This is a genomic window from Actinoplanes sp. NPDC051494 (genome assembly GCF_044454705.1).
In the GTDB taxonomy this organism is placed as follows: domain Bacteria; phylum Actinomycetota; class Actinomycetes; order Mycobacteriales; family Micromonosporaceae; genus Actinoplanes.
Map to the genome: position 1 here is coordinate 167,702 of NZ_JBITDZ010000003.1, position 23,417 is coordinate 191,118.

Annotated in this window: 20 protein-coding genes; 4 read left to right on the forward strand and 16 right to left on the reverse strand. The window is 70.9% G+C overall.

Annotated features, from left to right (window positions below; genetic code table 11):
• Window positions 1-198: 198 nt before the first annotated feature.
• On the reverse strand, window positions 199-786 hold the full coding sequence (locus tag ACIA6A_RS13280; protein WP_396097810.1) for a biotin transporter BioY: 588 nt from the start codon (window positions 784-786) through the stop codon (window positions 199-201).
• On the opposite strand from ACIA6A_RS13280, the gene ACIA6A_RS13285 reads away from it, so the two are divergent.
• Window positions 770-1,273, forward strand: a complete 504-nt coding sequence (locus ACIA6A_RS13285) for a DUF6314 family protein (protein ID WP_396097811.1) — start codon at window positions 770-772, stop codon at window positions 1,271-1,273. The two genes, ACIA6A_RS13280 and ACIA6A_RS13285, sit on opposite strands and share 17 nt — an antisense overlap.
• On the opposite strand, the gene ACIA6A_RS13290 is transcribed toward ACIA6A_RS13285, so the two are convergent.
• The 5 genes from ACIA6A_RS13290 to ACIA6A_RS13310 are packed head-to-tail and all read right to left on the reverse strand — an operon-like array spanning window position 1,251 to window position 6,278.
• Window positions 1,251-2,570 carry a DUF58 domain-containing protein gene (locus tag ACIA6A_RS13290; RefSeq protein ID WP_396097812.1) on the reverse strand — a complete coding sequence of 440 codons (1,320 nt, stop codon included), beginning with the start codon at window positions 2,568-2,570 and terminating at the stop codon, window positions 1,251-1,253. The genes ACIA6A_RS13285 and ACIA6A_RS13290 overlap by 23 nt on opposite strands.
• A gap of 7 nt (window positions 2,571-2,577) precedes the next feature.
• Complete coding sequence (locus ACIA6A_RS13295) at window positions 2,578-3,534, reverse strand: AAA family ATPase (protein WP_396098534.1); 957 nt, start codon at window positions 3,532-3,534, stop codon at window positions 2,578-2,580.
• 14 nt (window positions 3,535-3,548) lie between these two features.
• Window positions 3,549-4,847 (reverse strand): DUF4350 domain-containing protein, encoded by a 1,299-nt coding sequence (locus ACIA6A_RS13300; RefSeq protein WP_396097813.1) that lies wholly within the window; start codon window positions 4,845-4,847, stop codon window positions 3,549-3,551.
• The gene (locus ACIA6A_RS13305; protein ID WP_396097814.1) at window positions 4,844-5,437 is read right to left on the reverse strand and encodes a DUF4129 domain-containing protein; all 594 of its coding nucleotides are present in this window, start codon (window positions 5,435-5,437) and stop codon (window positions 4,844-4,846) included. The genes ACIA6A_RS13300 and ACIA6A_RS13305 overlap by 4 nt, the downstream gene beginning before the upstream one ends.
• 13 nt (window positions 5,438-5,450) lie before the next feature.
• A complete protein-coding gene (locus ACIA6A_RS13310) occupies window positions 5,451-6,278 on the reverse strand; it encodes a hypothetical protein (RefSeq protein ID WP_396097815.1) in 828 nt (275 codons plus the stop codon).
• Window positions 6,279-6,465: 187 nt separating this feature from the next.
• Here ACIA6A_RS13310 and ACIA6A_RS13315 point away from each other — a divergent pair, with 187 nt between their 5' ends.
• The gene (locus tag ACIA6A_RS13315) at window positions 6,466-8,268 is read left to right on the forward strand and encodes a bifunctional metallophosphatase/5'-nucleotidase (protein ID WP_396097816.1); all 1,803 of its coding nucleotides are present in this window, start codon (window positions 6,466-6,468) and stop codon (window positions 8,266-8,268) included.
• 61 nt (window positions 8,269-8,329) lie between these two features.
• Here ACIA6A_RS13315 and ACIA6A_RS13320 read toward each other — a convergent pair whose 3' ends face one another.
• The 5 genes from ACIA6A_RS13320 to ACIA6A_RS13340 form a co-directional block, all read right to left on the reverse strand.
• Window positions 8,330-10,264, reverse strand: coding sequence for a hypothetical protein (locus tag ACIA6A_RS13320; RefSeq protein WP_396097817.1), 1,935 nt, complete (start codon window positions 10,262-10,264; stop codon window positions 8,330-8,332).
• A gap of 92 nt (window positions 10,265-10,356) precedes the next feature.
• Window positions 10,357-12,291: a signal peptidase I gene (locus tag ACIA6A_RS13325; protein ID WP_396097818.1), complete on the reverse strand. Its 1,935-nt coding sequence runs from the start codon at window positions 12,289-12,291 to the stop codon at window positions 10,357-10,359.
• Window positions 12,288-12,866, reverse strand: coding sequence for a hypothetical protein (locus tag ACIA6A_RS13330; RefSeq protein WP_396097819.1), 579 nt, complete (start codon window positions 12,864-12,866; stop codon window positions 12,288-12,290). Before ACIA6A_RS13330 ends, ACIA6A_RS13325 begins: the two co-directional genes overlap by 4 nt.
• A 251-nt stretch (window positions 12,867-13,117) precedes the next feature.
• Window positions 13,118-14,764, reverse strand: coding sequence for a serine/threonine-protein kinase (locus ACIA6A_RS13335; RefSeq protein WP_396097820.1), 1,647 nt, complete (start codon window positions 14,762-14,764; stop codon window positions 13,118-13,120).
• A 236-nt stretch (window positions 14,765-15,000) separates the two neighbouring features.
• Complete coding sequence (locus ACIA6A_RS13340; RefSeq protein WP_396097821.1) at window positions 15,001-15,618, reverse strand: hypothetical protein; 618 nt, start codon at window positions 15,616-15,618, stop codon at window positions 15,001-15,003.
• A 337-nt stretch (window positions 15,619-15,955) separates the two neighbouring features.
• Here ACIA6A_RS13340 and ACIA6A_RS13345 point away from each other — a divergent pair, with 337 nt between their 5' ends.
• Window positions 15,956-16,318, forward strand: a complete 363-nt coding sequence (locus ACIA6A_RS13345; RefSeq protein WP_396097822.1) for an STAS domain-containing protein — start codon at window positions 15,956-15,958, stop codon at window positions 16,316-16,318.
• A 121-nt stretch (window positions 16,319-16,439) separates the two neighbouring features.
• Here the strand turns inward: ACIA6A_RS13345 and surE are convergent, their stop codons facing one another.
• The 4 genes from surE to ACIA6A_RS13365 form a co-directional block, all read right to left on the reverse strand.
• On the reverse strand, window positions 16,440-17,282 hold the full coding sequence (gene surE / locus ACIA6A_RS13350) for a 5'/3'-nucleotidase SurE (RefSeq protein WP_396097823.1): 843 nt from the start codon (window positions 17,280-17,282) through the stop codon (window positions 16,440-16,442).
• Window positions 17,279-18,217: a 1-phosphofructokinase family hexose kinase gene (locus tag ACIA6A_RS13355; RefSeq protein ID WP_396097825.1), complete on the reverse strand. Its 939-nt coding sequence runs from the start codon at window positions 18,215-18,217 to the stop codon at window positions 17,279-17,281. The genes surE and ACIA6A_RS13355 overlap by 4 nt, the downstream gene beginning before the upstream one ends.
• A gap of 41 nt (window positions 18,218-18,258) precedes the next feature.
• The gene (locus tag ACIA6A_RS13360) at window positions 18,259-19,272 is read right to left on the reverse strand and encodes a methyltransferase (RefSeq protein ID WP_396097826.1); all 1,014 of its coding nucleotides are present in this window, start codon (window positions 19,270-19,272) and stop codon (window positions 18,259-18,261) included.
• A 70-nt stretch (window positions 19,273-19,342) separates the two neighbouring features.
• Complete coding sequence (locus tag ACIA6A_RS13365; RefSeq protein ID WP_396097827.1) at window positions 19,343-20,260, reverse strand: cation diffusion facilitator family transporter; 918 nt, start codon at window positions 20,258-20,260, stop codon at window positions 19,343-19,345.
• Window positions 20,261-20,395: 135 nt separating this feature from the next.
• Between ACIA6A_RS13365 and ACIA6A_RS13370 the strand changes: the two genes are divergently transcribed.
• Complete coding sequence (locus ACIA6A_RS13370) at window positions 20,396-21,385, forward strand: SMP-30/gluconolactonase/LRE family protein (RefSeq protein ID WP_396097828.1); 990 nt, start codon at window positions 20,396-20,398, stop codon at window positions 21,383-21,385.
• Window positions 21,386-21,682: 297 nt separating this feature from the next.
• On the opposite strand, the gene ACIA6A_RS13375 is transcribed toward ACIA6A_RS13370, so the two are convergent.
• Entirely contained in the window at window positions 21,683-23,362 is a 1,680-nt protein-coding gene (locus ACIA6A_RS13375) for a hypothetical protein (protein ID WP_396097829.1), read from the reverse strand.
• Window positions 23,363-23,417: the final 55 nt, after the last annotated feature.

Genomic DNA, 23,417 nt, shown 5'->3' on the forward strand with positions numbered 1-23,417 from the left:
GTGAGACAGCCGTCCGCACACCGCTATCTGCGATCCGCAGTTACGGAATTCTGGGCTTAATGTCCGCTCTACCGAGATCTGAATGGTGGTTAACTAGCCGAAAGCCTACGAAGCGGCCCAGCCCAAAACAATTTTGTCCGGTTGGTGCCTTCCTGCGCGGGGAGCCCGCTCCGGCCGGGACCGGAGCGGGACCGGGCCTTACTCCCGGCGGCCGGTGAGGGCCCAGGCCACCGGGAGCAGGCCCGCCGCCAGGGCCGCCTTGACCGCGTCGCCGAGCAGGAACGGGACCAGGCCCTGCAAGATGGTCTCCGAGAACGAGAGGCCGGTGGCGACGGCCAGCCACGGCAGGCCGAACGCGTAGATGAGGACCTCGGCGGTGAGCATCGCCGGGAGCGACTTGAGGATCGTGCGGTCCGCGCCGCGCTCGGCCAGCCAGCCGGCGGCGGTGGCCGCCACCAGGAAGCCGATGATGTATCCGAAGGACGCCGACGCGTAGCCGCTGCCACCGTGGGCGAACCACGGGACGCCCGCGATGCCGACGGCGGCGTAGACGGCGACGGTGGCCGCGGCCCGGCGCATGCCGAAGGCCGCACCGATCAGCAGGACCCCGAGGGTCTGCCCGGTGATCGGGACCGGTGTGCCCGGGATCAGGATCGCGACCTGGGCGAGCAGGCCGATGAAACCGGCACCGCCGGCCACGAGCAGGATGTCGCGCGCGAGCGCGCCGGGGATCAGGTCGGCCAGGACGGGGGTGCGCGGCCGGGGTAGCGTGGCTGCCTGCGACATGGGGGCCTCCGTGAAGGGGTGGGCGGTGGTGAGTGGAAGTTATCAAGCCGACGGGCCGGAAACCGTCGCCGATCTCACACCGATGCGATTCCTGCACGGTGAGTGGTCGGTGCACCGGGAGATCAGTGATCATCGCTCGGGACAGTCCGGGGTTTTTGCCGGAAAGGCGAGCTTTGCGTGGTCCGGCGACGAGCTGAGCTACCACGAGGACGGCGAGCTGAGTTTCGGTGCCCATCGTGGACCCGCGTCACGCCGCCTGATCTATCGCGCGGCGTCCGGGTACGCGGTGGCCGTACATTTCGGGGATGGTCGTCCGTTTTATGTGCTTGATCTGAGCGACCGGAAATGGGATGCCGACCATTTGTGCGGGGCGGATCTCTACACCGTGCGGGGGCGGGTCTCCGGGCCGGATTCCTACACCGAGCAGTGGCACGCGGGTGGGCCGTCCAAGGACTACGACCTGTTCACAACCTACCGGCGGCTTTGAGCCGCAGATAGACGTCCGATACCTGCGACGCGAAGTTCTCCCGGGGCTCGTCGACGACGATCACACCCTGCTGTTCCAGCAAGGCCCGCACCCGCCCGCGTTCGGCCAGCGCCAGCTCCGCGGCCGCCGCCAGGTGTACGTCGTCCGCGGTCGCGCCCAGCTCCGGCAGTTCGGCCAGCCGGGCCGTCTCCGGGTCACGGACGCTGGCCAGCACCACCCGGTGCCGGGTGGTCAGCCGGGCCAGCATGGGCAGCAGGCCCTCGACGATCGGGGCCGCGTCCAGCGCCGAGAAGATCACCACCAGCGCCCGTTTGTGGCCTCGGCGCAGCAGGTCGGCGGCGGCCGGGCCGAAGTCCGTCTCGACCAGCCGCGGTTCCAGTGACGCCATGCCGCTGATCAGGCGGGGCAGTCTGGTGCGGTGCCCGCCGCCCTCGACCCGCGCCCGGACCTGGGAATCCACGGCCAGCAGGTCCACCCGGTCGTCGGCCTTGGAGGCCAGCACCGCGAGCAGCAGCGCCGCGTCGATCGCCGCGTCGAGGCGGGGTTCGTCGCCGATCCGCGCCGCCGAGGTGCGACCGGTGTCCAGCACGCAGACCACGCGCCGGTCGCGTTCCGGGCGCCAGGTCCGGACCATCACATCATGGGTACGCGCCGATGCCCGCCAGTCGATCGACCGGACATCGTCGCCGACCACGTACTCGCGCAGCACGTCGAACTCGGTGCCCTGCCCGCGTCCCCGGGTGACCACGGCGCCGTCGAAGACCCGCAGCTTGGCCAGCTTCTCGGGGAGCAGCCGCCGGGACGGGAAGCGGGGCAGCACCCGGAGCGTCCACTTCGGGGTGACCTGGTCGTACCACCGCTGCCGCCGTTGACGGTAGGCCAGCCCCAGGGGCCCGTACGAGCGCATGGTGATCCGTACCGCCGACCGGTCGCCGTGCCGGGTCGGGGTGAGTGTCGTGGTGAGCTGCTGTTCCTCCCCGGCCAGCAGGCTGAGGCGGTGTTCGGCGCCGTCCGCACCGGCCGAGGGCACCCACCGGTCCCGCAACCGTAACCAGATCGGCCGGCCCGCGGTGTTGCCGACGGTCAGCGTGGTGATCGCGGTGCCGCCCAGCCAGACCGTCTCCGCACCCTCGCGGCGCAGCGTCACCGCGGTCAGCGGCGCCGCGACCAGCACGTCGAGCACCGCCGCGCCGACCGCCAGGGCCAGCACCGCGGCGGTCAGCAGCCACGGCGACGGCAGCAGCGCCGGCAGGGGTATCCCCAGCGCCAGCAGCAGCGCGAAACGCCTGGTGATCATGGCCGGCTCAGCGGGGCGCCGGCACGGCGCCGAGCACGGAACGCAGCACCGAGTCGGTGGTGACGCCGTCCAGCTCGGCCTCCGCGCGCAGCCGCACCCGGTGGCGCAGCACGGGGATGGCGAACGCCTTCACGTCGTCCGGGATGACGTATTCGCGGCCGCTGAGCCAGGCCCGCGCCTTCGCGACCGCCAGCAGGGCGGTGCTGCCCCGGGGCGAGGCGCCCAGCTCAAGCGCGGGGGAGACCCGGGTGGCCCGGCACAGGTCCACGACGTACTCCAGGACCGGTTCGGTGGCGGCGACCCGGCGCACCGCCGCCCGGCCCGCGGCCAGGTCGGCCGCGGTGGCGACCGGGCCCACCCCGGCGGCCTTGAGGTCGCGCGGGTCGAAGCCCTGGTGGTGCGCGCGGAGCACACCGAGCTCCTCGGTGCGTTCCGGCAGCGGCACCGCGAGCTTGAGCAGGAACCGGTCCAGCTGCGCCTCGGGCAGCGGGTACGTCCCCTCGTACTCGATGGGGTTCTGGGTCGCGACCACGATGAACGGCTCCGGCAGCCGGCGGGTCTCGCCGTCGGTGCTGACCGTGCGTTCCTCCATGGCCTCCAGCAAGGCCGCCTGCGTCTTCGGCGGCGTGCGGTTGATCTCGTCGGCGAGCAGCAGGTTCGTGAACAGCGGCCCGGCCCGGAAGTTGAACGCGGCGGTCCGGGCGTCGTAGATCAGCGAGCCGGTCACGTCGCCGGGCATGAGGTCCGGGGTGAACTGGACCCGCTTGGTCTCCAGGTCCAGCGACGCCGCCAGTGCCCGCACCAGCAGGGTCTTGGCCACCCCGGGCACGCCCTCGAGCAACACGTGGCCGCCGCAGAGCAGCGCGATGATCACGCCGCCGACCACCGCGTCCTGGCCGATGACCGCCTTGGCCACCTCCGCCCGCAGACGCTGCAGCGCCTCCCGGGCCGCGAGGGCCTCCATCGGTACCGCAGACGTCACGTCGATTCCCCTCGTTCGGTGCCGGTGACCCACTTCACCAGACGCTGTACCCCGCTCGCCGCACGGGCCAGTTCCTCGTCGCTGTCCTCGACGCCGCCGCCGAGCGTGTGCCGTACCTCGTTCTCCGGCAGCCCGGTCCGCGCGGCCACCCGTACGGCGAGCTCGTCGATCTCCGTGTCCGGCGGCAGCCCGAAATGCTCGAGCAGACGAGCCCGCGCGGCCGCCTGCACGGTGGCCAGCGAGGTGCCGCGCGCCCGGGCCCGCCGATACAGACCACCCAGCCCGCGTACGGTCTCCGCGGCCCGGACCTGGGCCGGCAACGGTTCCGCGACCGGGGTGCCGAGCCGCCGCGCCGACGCCAGCGCCAGGGCGATCCCGGCGAGCGCGAGCAGCAGCAACGTCGCCCACACGGCCGGCGGGAAGGCCTGGGCCAGCGGACTTTCGCTGTCGCCGCCCTCGCCGTCGCCGGCCTGGGTGCCCTCACCCGGCTCGGTGTCGCGCGGCTCGCCGTCGTCCCACGGTTCGCCGGTCTGCTCCGGATCCGGTGTCTCGTCCGGTTCCACCGTCGGGTTCGGTTCCCGGGGCGGCTCCGACGGCTCGGGCGGCAGCTGCTCACGTTCGTGCAGGTCGACCCAGATCACCCGGGAGTCGCGGCCCAGCAGAGCGACGGCACCGGCCTGGTTGCTGTGCTCGCCGGCCCGGTCGTTGCGGAACGGGTCGGACGCGCCGACCAGCGTCAGGTCCGAGGTCAGCGCGGGACGGAACCGCACCACGCTGCTGTCGTAGCAACGGACCGGCTCGTCCCCGGGCACCGAATACCGCCAGCGCAGCGACGCCATCGGGCCGGATTCCGCGAACTCCTCCGCACACCCGGCCTCCGGGGCCGCGGCGGTCCAGCGGGGCCCGCCCACGGTCACGTCGACCCCGGCGTTGTCGAGCTCGTCCTGGCCCGGCGCGACCATGACCACGCTGACCCGCGCCGGCAACGTGGTGAGCATCCGCAGGTACATCGGGTGCACGAGCTCCGGGGTGGTCACGAACAGCGTCACCGGGTCGCCCTGGCCGATCGCGTCGAGCGCCTCGGCGGTGCCGGCCCGCACGTCCACCTGGACACCCCGCTGGACGAGCTGCTCGGCGAGCAGGCGCGCGCCGTCGCCCGCGTCGCTGGTGGGGGACAGGAAACTCGATTCGTACGGGTCCGGCTGCTGCACGAGGTGCGCGGTCACGGTCAGCGTGACCAGCCCCAGGACGACCGCGAACGGGGTGATCATGCGCAGGCGGCGGGGGTTCCTCATCGCGTACCCCCGTCGGTCATCCTGGTACGGACCTCGCCGGTCAGCGTGCGCATGTGCTCGTCCTGGACCCGCTGCGCCGGGCGATCGGCGTACCAGACCTGGGAGAACAGCTCGGTGGCGTCGCCCAGCGGCTGCGACAGCGCGGGCCGCTGGCCGGCCGCGTCGGCGGCGACCTCGGCCGCGGTCGCCCCCGGCAGCGGATTGATCACCCCGGCCACCGTCAGGTCGCCGACCACGTCGCGCAGCCGCTGCCGGATCGCCTCCGCGAACCGGCCCTCCGCGGCCAGGCGGTCGGCGAGCAGCATCCCGTCCGGCAGCACCACGGACGGCTCGAACGCGGGCTCGGGGACCGCCGGTACGACCTCGGGCGCCTTCTTCTCCTTCTTGGCCTTCTTCGCTCTGCGCTGCCGTTTCGGGCGCTTCCTCAGCCTCGGCAACCGGATCCGGGGCCAGCGCCGCGGCACCCACCGCGGGAACCAGTACCAGAGCGAACCGATCACCCCGGCCGCCACGAGCAGCAGCAGGAGCAGCAGTGCCGGCGGGATCCGGTCGAAGACCGACGCGGCGAACTCGTCCCAGGTCCTGGTCACAGCGTTCTCCCGGTCACGGCGCGTATGTCAGGGCGGTCGCGGGATCCTCGCCACGGCTGCGGGCCCGGCTGATCGCGATGTCCAGGCCCTCGGTCCGGATCCGGGTCTCCAGCACCAGCACGGCGTCGACACAGGCCAGCGCGGCGTACGCGACGGTGTTGGCCAGCCCCCACGCGACCGGCACCAGCCACTGCTGCCATCGCGGCTGCCCACCGGCGAAGACGTCGAACGCGGCCACCCACCCGGCTCCGAGCACGAGCCGCACCCCGAACCAGGTCAGATACGCGGCGAGCCGGGCCCGCATACCCCGCAGCCCACCACGTACGGACAACCGCGCGGCCCGCCCGAACGAACTCCCCGCCCGGTCGATCGCGATGACACCGCTGACCAGCCCGAACAGTCCGTACACGAACAGCCACCCGACGAACCCGGTGAACGCGGCCACCCCGCACGCCGCCCCGAGCACGATCGCGGCCACCAGCGTCGTGACCGGCCGCATCCGCGACCACAGCTCCCTGTTCCGCAGCGGCTGCCGGACCAGGGCGGGCCCGGCCGCGGCGGCGGCCACGGCGCCCAGCACGCAGATGATGAAACCCTCGGTGGCGAACCCGGCGGCCACCAGCGTCCACCAGGACCCGACATCGCCCCGGACCGGCCCGTACAGCGGTGGGGTCGCCCCGGCGAAGGACCGCACCGGCCACAGCACCGCCTGCTCGAGAGCGGCGAGCACCCCGGACGCGGCGAGCAGGGGCAGCGCCCGCGCCCGCAACAGCGTCATGGCGGCATCCAGCAGCTCACCCAGCGTCATCGGACGCAGCGGCAGATCGGGCTGCGCAGACATGGCGGCGATCCTATGGGATGCCCGTCACGCCACGGACACGACACGGGCCATGCGCCTTCCAGCTCCGGATTACCTCTGAGCTGGGTCACGTTCATGGTGCCGGCCTCGCCCATCGATACATTCGCGGTTATCGTGCGTCGGGTGGGTGCCCACGAGGTGCCCCGACCTCCCTTCGAAAGGCTCGGGCATGATCCTTCCCGCGGGCGTATCGCGACGCAGTGTGCTTGGTGCCGCTGCCGTCGGTGCCGCAGCTCCCGTTCTGCTTTCCGGTGCCGCCGAGGCACACGGCAAGGGACACGGCGGCGGTGGCGGTGCCGCCAGGACGTACGACCTGACCGTGCTCGGCACCTCCGACACGCACGGCAATGTCTACAACTGGGATTACTACAAGGACCTGGAGTACGACGACAGCGCGCACAACGACGTCGGCGTCGCGAAGCTGGCCGCGCTGGTGAACCAGATCCGCGCCGAACGGCGGGGCAAGGCCACGCTGGTGCTCGACGCCGGTGACACGATCCAGGGGACCCCGCTCGCCACGTACTACGCGAAGCAGGAGCCGATCACCGAGACCGGTGAGCGGCACCCGATGGCCCGGGCCATGAACGTGTTGAACTACGACGCCATCACGCTGGGCAACCACGAGTTCAACTACGGGCTGCCGCTGCTCAATCTGTGGATCCGGCAGCTCGGGTTCCCCGCTCTCGCCGCCAATGCGGTCAGCGCGCAATCGGGGCGGCCGGCCTTCACGCCGTACGTCATCAAGAAGGTCTCGCTCGGTAAGGGTGCGGCGACGCTGCGGGTCGGGATCCTGGGTCTCACCAACCCGGGCGTCGCCATCTGGGACAAGGGCAACGTCGAGGGCAAGCTCGTCTTCAACGACATGGTCGCGACCGCGGCGAAGTGGGTGCCGATCATGCGGGCCCGCGGCGCCGACATCGTGCTGATCTCGGCGCACGGTGGCGACAGCGGCACCAGCAGCTACGGCACCGCGCTGCCCAACGAGAACCCCAGCGCGCTCATCGCCGAGCAGGTCCCCGGCATCGACGCGATCCTGTTCGGCCACGCGCACAACGAGGTCGCCCAGCGGTTCGTCACCAACCTCAAGACCGGCGCGCAGGTGCTGCTCTCGGAGCCGTCGAAGTTCGGCCAGCGGCTCACCCGGATGGACTTCACGCTGGTCCGCGACCGCAACAAGTGGACGATCACGGCGAAGAAGTCGGCCACCCTGAACACCAACACGGTCACCGCCGACGCGAAGGTGCTGGCCGCGGTCAGGTCCCAGCACGCCAAGACCGTCACCTACGTGAACCAGGTCGTCGCGACCTCCACCGAGGAGCTCTCCGCCGCCGAGTCACGCTACAAGGACACGCCGATCCTGGACTACATCAACAAGGTCCAGACCGACACAGTCACCACAGCCTTGACGGGTACGCCGTACGCGTCCCTGCCCGTCCTCTCGATCGCGGCGCCGTTCAGCCGGACCGCGGTCTTCCCCCAGGGCGATGTCAAGATCAAGGATGTGGCGGGGCTCTACATCTACGACAACACGCTCGAGGCGGTCGTGCTGACCGGTGCCGAGGTCAAGGCCTACCTCGAGTACTCGGCGAAGTACTTCGTCACGCTGCCGGCCGGCGCGACCCCCGACCCGGCGACCATCAGCGACCCGGCCGTGCCGGACTACAACTACGACGTGTTCTCCGGCGTCGACTACGACATCGACATCAGCCGGCCGGTGGGTGCCCGCATCACCCGCCTCGAGATCGCCGGCGTCCCCGTCGCCGCCGACGCGCAGTTCGTGGTCGCGGTGAACAATTACCGCCGCAGCGGGGGCGGTGCCTTCCCCGGCATCGTCAAGACCCAGGTCTACAACGCACAGCAGGAGATCCGCCAGCTCCTGATCGACTGGGCCCAGGCCAAGGGCGCGATCGACCCGGCCGACTTCTTCACGCCGAACTGGCGCCTCGTCCGGGCCGGCGTCCCGGTTTTCTGACCCGGTCCTGCTGACGCTTTGGTGGTGCACCCGGCCCCCCGGCCAGGTGCACCACGGTCCATCAATCGGTCGTCAACGGCTTCCAGTTCCCCGCCTTGTCAGCGGTCACCATGACCTGACCGTTCTTCCCGCTGCCGAGCGTCAACCGGCACAGATAATCCCGCGTACCATCGGCCCGCCGATCACTCGACGCCCGGCACTCGGCAGCACTGGCGGTAATATTCGCCTTGGCCAACTGCCCATCATGGAGCACATTGCTCTCCACCGCCTTGAGCCGGGCACCCTCGATATAATTGTCGACGGCGGGCACGATGACGGTGGCGGCCAGCACCATCCAGATAAAATGCGCGGCGACCACCGAGATCGCCCACGTGATCCAATACGGCGCGGCACTGTTGCCGCCCCGCTTGGCCCGCCCCGCCCGCCGGACCGCCGAGACGATCCCCAGCAGCCCGAACGGCACAAAGGCAAAGGTCAGCACGGCAACCGGCCAGACCGTCGGCGCTTGCGCCCGGGACACTTTCCCCATCTCCTCCGGGTACGGAACAAGCAGCCCCCCGACGACCGGAGCAGCACCCCCACCCGGCTCGGCCCCGGCCGGCCCGCCATCATCCGACGCCTCAACGGCCGGGGCGGTGGCCCACGGCGGATTGGTCGGATAGACAGCCGGCTGCGGGTAAGGAGTCGGCTGCGGATACCCGGCAGCACCTTCCTGAGGATAGAACGGCTGCTCATAACCGGGCTGAGCCTGCTGCTGCCCCGCCTGAGCCGGTCCTGCCTGCGCCGGACCGTGCTGCTGAAGCCCCGACGGAGCCAGGGAAACCGCAGGCCCCGCCGCCTGATGACCGGGCTGCCCGATACCCATCTGCCCCGAGCCTGCCTGCCCCGAGCCTGCCTGCCCCGAGCCTGCCTGCCCCACCGTCGGCTGCGGCTGCGCTGCCTGGTTGATGTCTTCCTGCGACTGAGCGAACGCCTGCCCATACCGCTGCGGCTGATGCGTAGCGGCCCGCTCGTACGTCGGCTGCGACCCGTCCACCTGCCCATACCCAGCCTGCCCGCTGCCGATCAACCCGCTGGCGGCCTGCCCGTGCCCAGCCTGCCCGCCGGTGGCCTGCCCGTACTCAGCCTGCCCGCCGGTGGCCTGCCCGTACTCAGCCTGCCCGCCGGTGGCCTGCCCGTACTCAGCCTGCCCGCTGGCGGCCTGCCCGTACTCAGCCTGCTCATAGCCGGTCTGCCTGCTGCCGGCCTGTCCATATGCGGCCTGCCCAGACCCGGCCTGCCCGCCGGCGGCCAATCCACTGCCGGCCGGCCCCCACCCGGCTTGTCCGCTATCGGCCGACCTACTCCTGGCCTGCTCCCAACCGGCTTGCGCGCTGCCGGCCAACCCGCTGCCGTGCTGCCCAGACCCGGCCTGCTCGTACCCGGCCTGCCCGCTGCCGGCCCAACCCTGGTACGCCTGACCACCGCTGGTCTGCTCGTAGCCAGCCTGCCCGAGGCCGGGCGGTGCGTGACTTGTCTGCCCATATCCGGCATGTCTGTAGGCGGCGTTCCCCGCGCCGGCCAGCCCGTGGTCGTTCTGTGCCACCCCGTTCGGCGTGTACCCGTTCTGGCCGTACCCGCCGCCCTGCCCGTGGCCGCTCGGTGCGTTGCGGTGGCCGGCCTGGTCGTTGCCGTTCTGGCCGTATCCGCCCTGTCCGTATCCGTTCTGGCCGTATCCGTTCTGGCCGTATCCGTTCTGGCCGTATCCGTTCTGGCCGTACCCGCCCTGGGCGTACCCGCTCTGACCGTGCCACCCCTGTGTGCCGCTCGCTTGCCCGTGACCCGTCTGCCCATCGGCGGGACGGTCGTAGGCCGGTTGGTCGTGTGTCGGCGGCTGTGGAGTGGCGTGCCCGGATGTCGGTTGCTGCTGGTAACCGGCCGGCGGATACTGCGCGTGACCCGCGGAGAACTGCGGATACTCCACGTTGTCGGGGCCGTACGGGACCTGCGTCGTCATTCGGGGGGCCTTTCCAGTAGCGGCCGGGGTGCAGATCCGAGCCGAGGACAACTGGATCGGCCGCGATCGCGCCGATCTGAGCGGATTGGATGTCACTGCCGTCCGAGTGCGTAGAACTTGCTCACCTGGTCGGCGGTCAAGGCTTTGTTCCAGATCGCGACCTCGTCCACGGAACCGTTGAGCCCGGTGGAAGCGTTGTCCTCGGAAACCGTCAGCGGAATCGTGGGATCCGATGCGAGGGCGCCGGTCGCCGCTTTACTCGCGGTCTGGACGCCGTCGATGTAGAGCCGGATGAACGAACCGTCGTAAACGCCGACCACGAAGTGATACTTGCCGTCGGTCGGCCACTTCGACCGGGCCTCCTGCCGGGTCCCCGCCGCGTCCACCAGGAATCGCATGTCGACACCGGAGTCGCTGCTCCAGGAGAGCAGATAATTGAGCTTGCTGGCATCGGGCTTACCTTTGAAGACCAGTCGCCAGTTCGTGTTGGCCGTTCCATCGGTCCAGGCCGCGACCGACATCGGGCCGGCTATGGAGAGTGCGGTGTTGCTGGCCCCGGGAATGGCGGCGTAGGACCGTGCCGAACCGTTCTTGAACTTGAGCGCGGTGTCCGGATCCACGCTCACCGCCCCTACGGCGCCGGCGGTCGGAGCACCGTACAGCGTGAGCGCGGCCCCGCCCATCTCGTCGGGGGCCAGGGTGGTGCTGGTGCCGCCCATCCGCCAGTATGCGACGGGGACGGTAGCTTTGATCGCGGCTTGATAGAAGTAGGTCGATTTCCAGGCGTTGGGCTGGGTCGGGGTGGTCGCGGTGTACAGAGCCGCGGTCCCCGGCCGGCTGATTCCGGCCACGGTGGCGACAATCAGCACCACGGCGATCGCAACGGTGACCCGACGGCGCCCGGCCCGCCCCACCCGGATGGGAGTACGCCCCCGGGGCCCGGTCGTCGTCAGAGCCCCGTTCCGAGACGCGGTCCCCGCCCCGACCGCGGCCGGCAGACCACCAAGAACCGTCCCACCAAGAACCGTCCCACCAAGAACCGTCCCACCCTGTCTCGTCCCGGCCCGTCCCGTCCCGTCCTCGTACGACTCGGAACCGTCCGGTCCGGAACCGTCCGACTCCTGGTCGTCCGACTCCTGGTCGTCCGACTTGTAACCGTCCGGTCCGGGACCGTCCGAGTCCTGGTCGTCCGACTTGTAACAGTCCGACTCGTGACCGTCCGACTCGTGACCGTCCGACTCGTGACCGTCCGACTCGTGACCGTCCGACTCGTGACCGTCCGACTCGTGACCGTCCGACTCGTGACCATCCGGGCCGTGACCATCCGGGCCGTGACCATCCGGGCCGTGGTGGTCCGGGCCGCCATCAGCATGCAGGCCGTGATCGGTCGGGTCGTCTTCGGCTGGGTCACCGTGCTTCGAGGCTTCTCGGCTCTCACCGTTTGCGTAAGTGTGCAGTTCACCATCGGCGGACCCTTCCTCCGCAGGTGAACCCGGGTCCGACGAGAGCGGAGGCGCCGGGTCGTGCTGGGGCTGAACCGCGGTCCGGCCCCGGAAACGGGGGAGCCGTCGCCGGGTCAGGGCGAACGTGACGAGGGCCAGGCCGGCTAGCGTGGGGGCGATCGGTCCGCCGTGGAGGCGTACCAGACCGGCCAGCGGGACCACGACGTGGCCGACGCCGATCAGCTGGTCCTTGGCGACCAGCCGGGAGTCCGGTTGGGCGTTGGCGTCGCCCCGGGTGCGGTAACGACCGTCGGGGAGCTGCTCGACCACGCGGTGGGTGACCGGTTCGCCGCCGGGGGTCGCGGGCCCGATCACGACGACCTGGCCGATCCTCGGGCCTGAGCCGACGTGGGGCGATGCGATCACCACGTCGCCCGGGCGGACCAGGGGGGACATGGAACCCGAGGTCACCGTGTACGCCTGCCAGCCCCACAGCAAGGGCACCACGGTCCACGCCGTGAGGGTGAGCACGGTGGTGACAACCATGATGAGCAGACCGCGCCCGATGGCGCCCGGCCAGGTCACGATGCCTGGGCCTCCCAGTTGAACACCGCGGTCCCGTTGCCGTTCTGTGCGCCGGCCACGTTCTGCACGGTGACGGTGAAGCGGTAGGTCAGCGAGTTGTTGAGCGTCGCGTTCCACGCCCCGAGCCCGTTGGTGTAACTGTTGTTGGCCGATCCGAAGCTCGCCACCGTGCCGCTGTTGAACAGGGTGGCGCCGCTGACGAAGTTGGTGCAGTCGTTGGCCGTACCCGTCCCGGTCTCGATCTTGAGGTCGAGGTATCCGGTCAGGGCGCCGGAGACGCTGCTGCCGTAGAGCTTGATCTGTGCCGGGGAGTTACCGGTGTACTTGACCGCGATGCATTTTGTCACCGTCTGACCGCCGGCGAGCAGGCTGTCGTTGGCCTGGCTGAACACGGCGCTCGCGGAGATGGCGCCGTCGTTGCTGATCGCGGCGCCGCCGGTGGTCCAGGTGTTGGCCTGGGTGGCGGTGTTGCTGGTGATCACCGCCTGGGTGGTGCGGACCACCATCGTGGAGGTCAGGGCAAAGCCCAGCAGAACGCCGGCGACGGTGGCGACGTGGGTTCGGCTGAGCTGCATTGTTACTCCCGGTGAGTCCGTGGGCATCTGCCCGACGGGGATCGGCACGCGGGAAAGCATCTTGAGAGGTCCCCGGACCCGGAGTAATCCCGGTGACAGGGATCACAAAAGTTAATTACTGGGAGTAATTGGGGACCTGACAATGCGTGGCGACGGGAGTCTTGTCGGCCGGGAGGGCTCGACGGTTTAGACCTTTTGCCCACCCAGCCGCACAGCCCGGCAACGCCGGGAGCAACGGCCGGCGGAAGAGGTCAGCCGATGCCGAGGATGGTGCCGGCCGCGCCACCGGCTCCGTCGTCGTCGCCACCGCCGGTGCCCACGCTCGGGGTGTTTCCCGGCGGGCTCGAGGTCTCGGTCTCTTCCGGGGCGGGGGACGAGGTCACCGGGTCCGCCGGCTTGCTGGTGGTCGGCGGCGACGAGCTGGGCGGCGGGGACGACGACGCGGTGGTCTTCGACGGCGTCGGGGAGCTGGAGCTGGTGGGGCGGCTCGTCTGCGGCGGGAGCGGGAGCTGGTTGTCGGGCTGCTCGGGAGCCTGGGTCTGTTCGTCGGCCGTGGGGTCGGTCGTCTCGGGCGTCTCCTCGGGCGTCTCGGACTCGGCCGGGATGATGCCGGTGCCGGGGGACTGACGCTCGCCCGCGTTGCTGTCGCCGGACAGGTAGATGGCGACGCCGAGACCGCCCGCGAGGACGAAGAGGGCGATGACCGTGATCAGCACCGCGAGTTGGCTCCGGGACTGGCCGGAGCGGGGCGGGAGCTGCGGTGGCGAGGGCTCCAGCAGGTTGCGCTGCGAGGGCAGGACACCGCGGGGGCCGGCCGGGCTCATCGGGCGGGTCAGGGCCGTGCCGGTGAGGGACTGGCCGGGCATGGGCTGACCGCGCAACGGCTGGCCGTGCAGGGACTGGCTCGGGATGGGCTGGCCGTGCATCGACGAGCGGGGGTCGAGGCGGGTGCCGCTGGTGTACGGGACCGAGCCCGTTCCGGACAGCCCGGTGCCGGTGGTCGAGGGGCGGACCAGCGCGGTACGGGACATCGAGGTGCCGGTGCCGGTCTGGGTGCGCCAGTCGAGGGCACCGGTCGCGGCGAGCGCCGCCGCGGCGAACTCGGCACCGCTCTGGAAGCGGTCGGCCGGGTTCTTGGCCATCGCCCGGGCGATCAGGTCGCGGACCGCCTGCGGGGCGAGGCTGTCGGGCAGCGGCTCCGGCTCGTCCTCGAGGTGACGCAGCGCCACCTGCAGGGCATTGTCACCGTCGAAGGGCGGGACACCGGAGATGCAGTGGTAGGCGACCGCGCCGAGCGCGTAGATGTCGGTGGCGGGGGAGACGTTGCCCTTCGCGACCTGCTCGGGGGCCATGTACAGGGCGGTGCCGACGATCGCGTTGAGGCCGGTCACGCTGGTGACCTGGGCGGAGCGGGCCACGCCGAAGTCGACCAGGATCACGGTGCCGTTGGGCTTGACGATCAGGTTGCCGGGCTTGACGTCGCGGTGCACCGTGCCGTTCTCGTGCGCCGCGTGCAGCGCCTCGGCGGCCTGGGCGACGACCGACATCGTCTCGGCCACGCCGAGCCGGCCCTGGTCCTTGAGGCGGGCGGACAGCGGCTCGCCGTCGACGAACGCCATGACCAGGTAGGCGCAGCGGTCCGCGTCGCCCTCGTCGCCGGCGCTGTAGTCGTAGACCTCGACGACGCCGGGGTGCCGGAACGCGGCCATCATCCGGGCCTCGCCGTAGAACCGCGCGGCGAACTCGGGGTCGGAGAGCATCGCGGTGCGCAGCACTTTGACGGCGATCGTCCGGCCGAGGACCACATCGGTCCCCCGCCACACGTCACCCATGCCACCGCTGGCGATGTTCTCGTCCAACCGGTAGCGGTTGTCCAGGAGACTTCCCGAACCAAGCACCAGTTGACCTATCTACTCAAGTGTCGCCACAAGCTGTCATAAACGGACCAGGAACCGCCCTACCATCGAGCCGCGCACAACTGTACAGATTCCCCGCCCGTCACGGCGAGGTCGGTGCGTTGCTAAACGGGCACGGGGAGAGGCTCCTGGTCATCGGCGCGATAGGGCGGAGAAGGACGCCTCGGGTACGACAGAAGCGGGCCGCGGATGTCCGCGGCCCCGCCAGATGAAGCAGCTCAGTTGTCGTACGTGGGGGTGGTGATGATCGCCGTCTCGGCCAGCTCGAGCTCCTCGAGCTCGGCCCGGCGCTCGGCCGCGGCCCGCAGCGTCGTCGCGGCCAGCCAGCCGGTGGCCACCCCGATCAGGCTCGCGCCGATGATCAGGCCCCACGGCAGGCCCGGGCGGCGTCCGGCCAGCGCGTCGGCGGCCCGGTTGGCCCGCGTCCACGCCTCGTCGGTCACCGCGTTGACCCGCGATCCCGCCTTGCCGGCCAGCTCATAGCTCTTGTCGGACGTCTTGCCGACCAGCTTCTGGCTCTTCTTCGACGTGACCCCGGCCAGCTTGTGGCTCTTCTTGGAAGCGACCCCGGCCAGCTTGTGGCTCCGCTTGGAGGCCGCCCCGGCCAGCTCCTGGCTCTTCTTCGAGGCGGTCCCGGCCAGCTCCTGGCTCCGCTTCGACGTGGCCCCGGCCAGCTCCTGGCTCTTGCGGGAAGCGACCCCGGCGAACTCGGACGCCTTACTGCCGGCCAGGCCCCCGGCGTCCTTGACCGTCGCTCCGGCCGTGGCCATCGCGGACGACAGGTAGTCCCAGGCCTGAGCCGTGGTGCGCTCGGCAGTGCTCTTACGCGAGAACATGTCTTGTACCTCCTGCGATCGCCGTCGGCGGCGCTCGGTCGACGTAGATCGCTGTGCCCACCTGCCCCGATCCGCAAACGTCGGGTGTACATCGGGTGCCGGTCGGATGTGGACGCGGCGCGGCCGGGAAACTGGTGGACATCACTGGGTACGCTTGTCGCGGTTCACGGGTGGCACACAGCCACCTGCCAGGTTCGGCCACTAGTGTCCGGTGCAGTTTCACCGGACCCGACGGGGGTAGTCAACGCCGCCCCCGGCGAGACGGCGTCGCAGGTCAGCGCCTCTCGTACTAAGGAGAAGACGCCCGGGTTCAGCCCGGGTGGGTGGAGGTAAAGGCGTGACGCTGTCGATAACGACGTCGATGAAGGCAGTCGGTGTGGTGGAGGTCTCACCCGCCGGCGAGATCGACGTCGAGAACGCGTACGAGATCAAGGAAGCAGTGGCGGAGCAGCTGGCCGCCGGGACACCGGAGCGTATCGAGCTCGATATGCACGGCGTCTCGTTCATCGACTCCGTGGGCATTTCCGCCCTCGTGGCCGCTTTCCAGCTGGCGAGTATCAGCGGGGTGAAGCTCGTGGTCACCCGGCCGAGCAGGTTCGCCCACCGGCAGTTGTGGGTGACCGGCCTGCTGGGGCTCTTCGGCGCCCCGGAGCCGTGTCTGGACTGCGGCGACCCGGCGCACCGCACACTCGTTCCCTAGACCGGACGACCGAGCCGTCGGTCGCGTCATCAACCTGACGCGACTGGCGGCTTTTGCGTGCCCGTGCGGCGTGGCTCGCGCGGCGTGCACGCCGGTGTGCCCGCGCGGCGTGGCTCGCCGGTCAGATCGCGGGCGTCTGCACCACGATGTTCTCCAGGTTGATCTTCACGTCGGTGGCCTCGCCCGGCGCGCGGATCGGGGTGACCACCGCGAAGCCCTCCGCGAGCGCCGCCAGGTCGGTGCCCGGCTCGAGGGGTTCGTCGGCGGCCTGGACCGCGGTCCGCACGAAACCCTCCCCGGCCTCGGCGATGCTCATCTGGACCTGGCCGAACCGGGCCAGCGACGCCCGCCGCAGCCCGCGGATGCCGTCGACGTGCAGGTCCGGGACGTTCACGTTGAGGACCGTGCCGGGCGGGGTGTGGGTCAGGGTGGGCAGCAGCTTCACCGCGAGCTCGGCCGCGCTGGTCCAGTGCCGCTTCTCGTCGTCGGCCTTCTCCAGGTCGGCGATCGCCTGCCCGCCGCTGGCCGCGGTGCCGTTGGCGGGGTTGAGCACGTCCAGCGAAACCGCCATGCCGTGCAGGCCGGCGTGCGAGGCGGTCAGCGTCGCTCCCACGGTGCCGGAGTGGATCACCGCGGCGCCCGCGTTGGCGCCCCGGTTGATGCCGGAGAGCACGATCTGCGGCGGGGCGCCGAACGCGTCGCGCAGGGCGAGCAGCACGATGAACGCGGGGGAGGCCGCCACCCCGTACGCGGGAACGTTCTTGACCCCGGGCAGTTCGCGGGGCTGCACCACGATCTTGCCGTGCTGCTCGACCGCGGTCATGGCCGCGCTGCTGCCGCTGGCCTCGGTCAGCGGGGCCGCGACGACCACGTCGAAGCCCTGGCGGGCCACCGCACGGGCCAGCCACCTGATCCCCGGCGCGTCGATCCCGTCGTCGTTGGTGATCAGAATGCGTGGCGTCATGCGGGCACCTTCGCGTCGACGGGGGTCAGCTTCACCCGCTCGGTCAGAACCTGGACGGCGTCGATGCGGCCGGTCCCGAGGCCGTGGCGGGTGACGTTCAGGGCACCGGCGGCGGCGCCCGTACGCACAGCGTCACACAGCGTGCCGCCCTGGGCCAGTACCGCCGCCACCCCCGCGGTCATCGAGTCACCGGCGCCCCGCGACTCGGCCGCGACCATCCTCGGCATGTCGACCTCGTAGACCCGGTTGTCGATCAGGGCCAGGGCACCCTCGTCGGCCCGCGAGACCAGGGCCATCTCGGCACCGTCGTCGTGCAGCTTGTGCAGCGCCTTGGTGAGGCTGCGGGTGGTGCCGTCCTTGACCATGCCGTCGCGGATCAGCTCCTCGTGGCTGACCTTGACCACGGCCGGGCGGCCCTCCAGCGCGGCCGCCAGATGGGCCGCGGAGAGGTCGACGATCACCTTGCAGCCGTTGGCGCCGAGGTCGGTGGCGAGCCGGCGATAGACCTCGGCGGGTACGACGGACGGGTGGGCCGGGCCGCTCAGGACGGCGATACCGGCGCGCAGGCCCTCGGCGAGCGCGAGGCTGTACAACTCGTCCATCTCGTGGCGGGACAGCGGATGCCCCGGCTCCTCGGCGAGTTCCTGGCGCTGGCCACTGCGCCGGTCATGGACGTACCAGCCCGTACCCGTGTCGCGCTTGATGGTCTTGAGGGTGACGCCGTGGAATTTGAGCAGGGGTTCGAGCACCCGCCCGACCTCGCCGCCGACCGCCGCGCAGAGCGTGACCGGCGCGCCGAGCAACGTGATCATCCGGGCCTGCCAGACGCCCTGGCCGCCCGGATGCACGTGCAGTTCGGATTTGTCGTGCTGCTGCTCGATGGTCACCGTGAGCTGGGGCGCGGGCACGAAAACCATCACCCCTTTGTTACTCATACGCCCAGTATCAGGCACGCCCACGGGCGAAATGAGGGTTTTTACGGTTTGCGGCCCAGGACCGCGCCGTTGGCGCCGGGTGCGTCGAAGTGGACGGTACGGAGGTCGGTGAAGCCCGCTCCGGCCAGCCATGCCGAGTACTCGGCGTCCGAGTAGTTACGCCCGCCGACGGTCTCGACCAGCATGTTCATCCCCATCAGCGCGGCCGGGGCCGGTCCGGTGCGCTCCTCGTTGAGCAGCAGCTCCGAGATGATCACCAGCCCGCCGGACGGCAGCGCCGCATACGCCTTGGCCAGCAGCTCGCGGTTCGCCGGCTCGTCCCAGTCGTGCAGGATCATGCTGAACAGCACGACGTCGTGGCCGCCGGGCAGGTCGCCGGCGAGGAAGTCGCCCGCGGTGGTGGCGATGCGGTCGCCCAGGCCGGCCGAGGCGATCTTGCGGGCGGCGATCTCGCACACGTGCGGCAGGTCCAGCACGGTCGCGCTCAGCCCGGAAAAGATCTGACAGAGCTCGATCGGGAAGGCGCCGGATCCGCCACCCACATCCAGGATCCTCCGGTACGGCGTGAGCTCCACCGCCCCGGCCAGAGCACGCGCCGTGAAGATCGACGTGGAGTACATGGCCTCCCAGAACGTCGCCAGCATCTGCGGGTCCTCGCTGGTGAACATGGACTCCTGGGTCTGCGGATCCCAGGTCAGCGGCTTGTCGCCGCGCAGTGCCTCGCCGACCCGGTGCCAGGGCAGATAGGTGCGCTGATCGCAGTAACTGACCTGGCCGCCGAAGTAGTACGGCCGGCCGCGGACCAGGAACTCCTCCGCCAGCGCGGTGTTGCGGTATCCCTCGCCCGCCCGTTCGAGCAGCCCGAGCGACGCGCAGGCGGTCAGCAGCAGGTCGGCGGGGCGCTCGGGCAGGCCGAACACCTGCCCGGCGTCGGCGACGGTCAGGGTCCGGCCGCCCGCGAGGCGGGAGAACAGGTCCAGCTCGACCGCGGCGGCGAAGGTCTTGAAGCTCCAGAAACCGGTGACGAGGTCCATCAGGGGCGTCGGCGTCAGCATGCCGCAGATCATGGCAGCCGGACGGACGGCACCAAAAGGTTCGACGGGTATGAATTCAGGCGAGGGTCGCTCACCAACCGACAGGGGTGCACCGGCCGCCGCCGACCCCGACCGGCTCGACCTGCAGCGTGGCGTGCTCGATGTGGAAGTCGTCGTGCAGCGCCTCGCGGGCATGGGTGAGCACGTCGCCCAGCTCGGCGGACGGCTCGAGGCTCAGGTGCGCCGAGGCCACGTCCATGCCCGAGGTCAGGGTCCAGACATGCAGGTCGTGCACGTCGCAGACGCCGGGGACCTGGGCCAGCCGGTCGCGCACCTCGGTGATGTCGAGGTGCTCCGGAGCGGCCTGGACCAGGATGCGGACCGCCGAGCGGCCCAGGGCGAAGGTGCGCGGCAGGATCATCAGCGCGACCACCACCGCGACGATCGGGTCGGCGTAGGTCCAGCCGGTGACCGCGATGATGCCGGCCGCGACGATCACGCCGACCGAGCCCAGCAGGTCACCGACCACCTCGAGGTAGGCCCCGCGCACGTTGAGGCTCTCCTGCGCGCCGGAACGCAGCAGCGCGAACGCGACCAGGTTGATCAGCAGACCGCCCACCGCGACGATGAGCATCCACCCGGCCGGGACCTCCTCGGGGTGCGAAAAGCGACTGACCGCCTCGATCAGCACATAGACGGCAACGCCGGTGAGCAGCAGCGCGTTGGCGAGAGCGGCCAGCACCTCGAGCCGGTAGAGACCGAACGTGCGCTGCGAGTCGGTGGCCGCGCGTCCGGCAGCATGGATCGCGGCCAGGGCCATCGCGATGCCCAGCACGTCGGTGAACATGTGCCCGGCGTCCGACAGCAGCGCCAGCGAGCCGGTCATGAGCGCGGCAACGGTCTCGACCAGCATGAACGCGGCCAGCAGGCCGGCCGCCCACCACAGGCGGGAACGGTGCCGCTCGCCGGCGCGCAGCGCCTGCCCTCCGTGGTCGTGCCCGGCTCCCATGCGCCCACCTTCCGTCGCGGCTCGTCGCCTCCGCCAATATATGTTCACATTGCTATGTGTGCAATCTGAACGGTACCCCGCGTCCCGGGGTATGGACTGGTTGACAACCCGACCCCGCCTGGAGGGATCCACCCCGTGTCCAGACGCACCATCGCGATTGTTGCCCTGACCACCCTCGCCGTAACGGCCGCCACCCCGGCCGCCGCAGCCGCCCCACCAGCCCGGTCCGCGCTGCCCGGCCAGCCCGCCCTCTCCGGCCAGCCCGCCCTCTCCGGCTCGGCTCGGCACGGTTCCTGGCCTGCCGTGTTCGACCTTCCCGCCGGCTTCCAGCCCGAGGGAATCGCTATCGGCGAAACGCCGTTTGCGTATTTCGGCTCCCGCGTGGACGGCGACATCTACCGCGCCGGCCTCGCCACCGGTAAGGGAAAGGTGATCAGCGAAGGCCCCGGCACCCCGTCCCTCGGCCTCAAGATCGACGGTCGGGGCCGGCTGTTCGTGGCCGGCGGCAGCGGTGGCGACGCCCGGGTCCTCGACGCCGCGAGCGGTGCGGTGCTCGCGTCCTACAAGCTGCAGACCGTGCCCGCGTTCATCAACGATGTCGTGCTCACCCGGGACGCGGCCTGGTTCACCGACTCCACCAACCCGGTGCTGTTCAAGCTGCCGCTGGGCCGGCACGGCAAGCTGCCCACCGCGGCCACGCGGGTGCCGATCACCGGAGACCTCGTCTACGCGACCGGCAACAACGCCAATGGCATCTCCCGGACCCCGGACGGCCGCGGCCTGATCGTGGTGCAGTCCAACACCGGCAAACTGTTCAAGACGTCGTACGAGGGTGTCACCACCGAGATCGACCTGGGCGGCGAGTCGGTGCCCAACGGTGACGGGCTCTGGCTGCGCGGCCGCACGCTGTACGTGGTGCAGAACCGGCTCAACGTCATCGCCCGGATCGAACTGGACCGCGCCGCGACGTCGGGCACCGTGGTCACCCGCACGACCAGCCCGGCGTTCGACGTCCCGACGACGATCGCGGAGTACGGCAAGCGTTTCTACCTGCCGAACGCCCGCTTCACCACGCCCCCGACCCCGGAGACCACCTACACCGCGGTCAGCGTGCCCCGCCCCTGAGCGACGCGCGCCGGCCGTCCTGATCACGGACGGCCGGCGTGTTCCCAGCCCAGGTGCGTAAGCCGAGCGAGTCAGACTGGGCACGCTCAGGCCGGGTGCGCTCAGGCCGGGTGCGCTCAGGCCGGGTGCGCTCAGGCCGGGTGCGCTCAGGCCGGGTGCGCTCAGATTGGGTGCGCTCAGATTGGGCACGCTCAGGTCGAACGCGCTCAGGTCGAACGCGCTCAGGTCGAACGCGCTCAGGTCGGGTGGCTCAATCCGGGTGCGTGAGGCCGGAAGTGCTCGGGGCGGGTTTGTTCGTCAGGTCTGGCGCCGCCGTCGGGTGCCGAGCATCAGCATGAGGCCGGCGATCAGCACCGAGACGCCGGCGACCGCGATCCCGGCCGCGGGTGCCCCGGTGATCGGCAGCGAGCCGCCGCCTTCCCCACCGCTGCCGGTGTCCGGATCAGAGCCGCCGCCGGCGTTCGGGCCGGAGCCGTCTCCGGGTGCGGAGCCGGGGCCGCTGCCCGCGCTCGGGCCGGGGTTCGTGGCTTTCTTGCCGATCAGAGTGGTGGCGATGTCGTTCGCCCTGGTCGGGTCGTTCGGTAGCCCGGAGGCGGCCACGATGACCCGGCCCCTCGTGCCGGCCGGCGGGCGTACGTCGAAGTCTGCCCGGAAGGAACCGCCGACCGTCAGATCCTGCCGGCCGACGCAGCGGTAGACGAGGCCCTGCGGTTTGCCCTGCTCCCGGATCGAGGCCGGCCACAGCGGGCGGCCGTTCACCACCGGTGCGCACCAGGCGTCGTACTCCGGATTGAAGTTCTTGATCGTGACGACCGTGGTGCCGGCCGGGAACGTCACGGTGAGCGCCAGGAACATCGTCGCACCCGCACGGCCGGCCTTGGCGAAAACGTGGGCCGGACCGTGGTTCGTCGCCGCCACCGTGACGGTCGACAGTGCCGGGTTGTCGAGCGACTCCTCGGACGCGGACACGGTGGCGCCGGCGTCGGCCTTGTTGGGGCCGGTGCGGAAGCGGAAGCGGGCGTCACCGTCGTAGATGTCGGCGTCCGGCGGGTCGAGCGCGGCGCGGCTGCCGGGTAACGGCTCGAACGCCAGGTCGGGCCCGTCGCCGAACTCCCGGCCCCAGGACTCGCCCAGCGCGGTCTCGGCGCCCACGTAGTAGCGCACCCCGGCGACCGCCTTGTGCGGGGCGGATCCGCGCAGCGTCAGGCCGATCGGTGCGGTCGCGCGGACGGACTCGCCGGGCTGGATGACCAGCGGGAGGTAGCACTCGGCGGAGTCGTAGTCGTCGTACTGGGTCCAGTAGTAGCAGTTCCCGTAGTGCGAGTCGAAGTCTGCGAAACGCTGCGGGCCGTCGACGGTGGTGTCGTAGGCGTTGTCCAGGTAGAACCCCACCCAGGTCGTCGGCCGGTCGCCGACGTTGGTGAGCACCGGCCGGAACGACGTGTGCCCGCCCGGCTGCACGGTGCCGGTCGCGCTGGTGTCTTGCGTACGCAGGTCGGGGCCGTGCCCGGTGACCTCGATCGGGCCGCTGACACCGCTCCAGGCGGCCAGCTCCGGGCCCTGCACCGTGAACGCGTACGAGGCTCTGCCGCCGACCGCCGCGTCCGGAGCGGCGGCCGCGGTCAGCATGATGCCGGTGTCGACGATCGTGGCCGCGGTCATCGGGACGCGGCAGGTCGTGACGGTGCCGGCGGTCGTGCAGCCGGGGCCGGACACCGTGGTGGTCAGCACGCCGGCGGCCCCGGCGGCGTCCACCGTGACGGTCAGCTGCCCGGTGTACGCGACGGGCTGGCCCGCGCCTGTGCAGCAGACGCTGGTACGGACCGGGATCGTCTTCGTGGCGCCGAGCGCGACGGCCGTGGCGTCGATCGTGGCGACGCCGTGCTGATCGGCTGCCCGGGCGAGCGCCGGGGCACCGGACAGGCCGGCAAAGGTGAGGAATATGGACAGAGCGAGAGTGAGCCGGATTCGCAACACCGCGAGCACGGTAGTGAGCCGACCGGACAAGCGCGCCTACGCGAGCGTGAACGCC

Excerpts from the sequence above, each read along its gene's own strand:
- ACIA6A_RS13300 (WP_396097813.1), bottom strand. The coding sequence starts at position 4,847 with ATGAGGAACCCCCGCCGCCTGCGCATGATCACCCCGTTCGCGGTCGTC.
- ACIA6A_RS13290 (WP_396097812.1), bottom strand. The coding sequence starts at position 2,570 with ATGATCACCAGGCGTTTCGCGCTGCTGCTGGCGCTGGGGATACCCCTG.
- ACIA6A_RS13295 (WP_396098534.1), bottom strand. The coding sequence starts at position 3,534 with ATGGAGGCCCTCGCGGCCCGGGAGGCGCTGCAGCGTCTGCGGGCGGAG.
- ACIA6A_RS13310 (WP_396097815.1), bottom strand. The coding sequence starts at position 6,278 with ATGTCTGCGCAGCCCGATCTGCCGCTGCGTCCGATGACGCTGGGTGAG.
- surE (WP_396097823.1), bottom strand. The coding sequence starts at position 17,282 with ATGACGCCACGCATTCTGATCACCAACGACGACGGGATCGACGCGCCG.
- ACIA6A_RS13340 (WP_396097821.1), bottom strand. The coding sequence starts at position 15,618 with ATGTTCTCGCGTAAGAGCACTGCCGAGCGCACCACGGCTCAGGCCTGG.
- ACIA6A_RS13355 (WP_396097825.1), bottom strand. The coding sequence starts at position 18,217 with ATGAGTAACAAAGGGGTGATGGTTTTCGTGCCCGCGCCCCAGCTCACG.
- ACIA6A_RS13280 (WP_396097810.1), bottom strand. The coding sequence starts at position 786 with ATGTCGCAGGCAGCCACGCTACCCCGGCCGCGCACCCCCGTCCTGGCC.
- ACIA6A_RS13320 (WP_396097817.1), bottom strand. The coding sequence starts at position 10,264 with ATGACGACGCAGGTCCCGTACGGCCCCGACAACGTGGAGTATCCGCAG.
- ACIA6A_RS13330 (WP_396097819.1), bottom strand. The coding sequence starts at position 12,866 with ATGCAGCTCAGCCGAACCCACGTCGCCACCGTCGCCGGCGTTCTGCTG.
- ACIA6A_RS13360 (WP_396097826.1), bottom strand. The coding sequence starts at position 19,272 with ATGCTGACGCCGACGCCCCTGATGGACCTCGTCACCGGTTTCTGGAGC.
- ACIA6A_RS13365 (WP_396097827.1), bottom strand. The coding sequence starts at position 20,260 with ATGGGAGCCGGGCACGACCACGGAGGGCAGGCGCTGCGCGCCGGCGAG.
- ACIA6A_RS13315 (WP_396097816.1), top strand. The coding sequence starts at position 6,466 with ATGATCCTTCCCGCGGGCGTATCGCGACGCAGTGTGCTTGGTGCCGCT.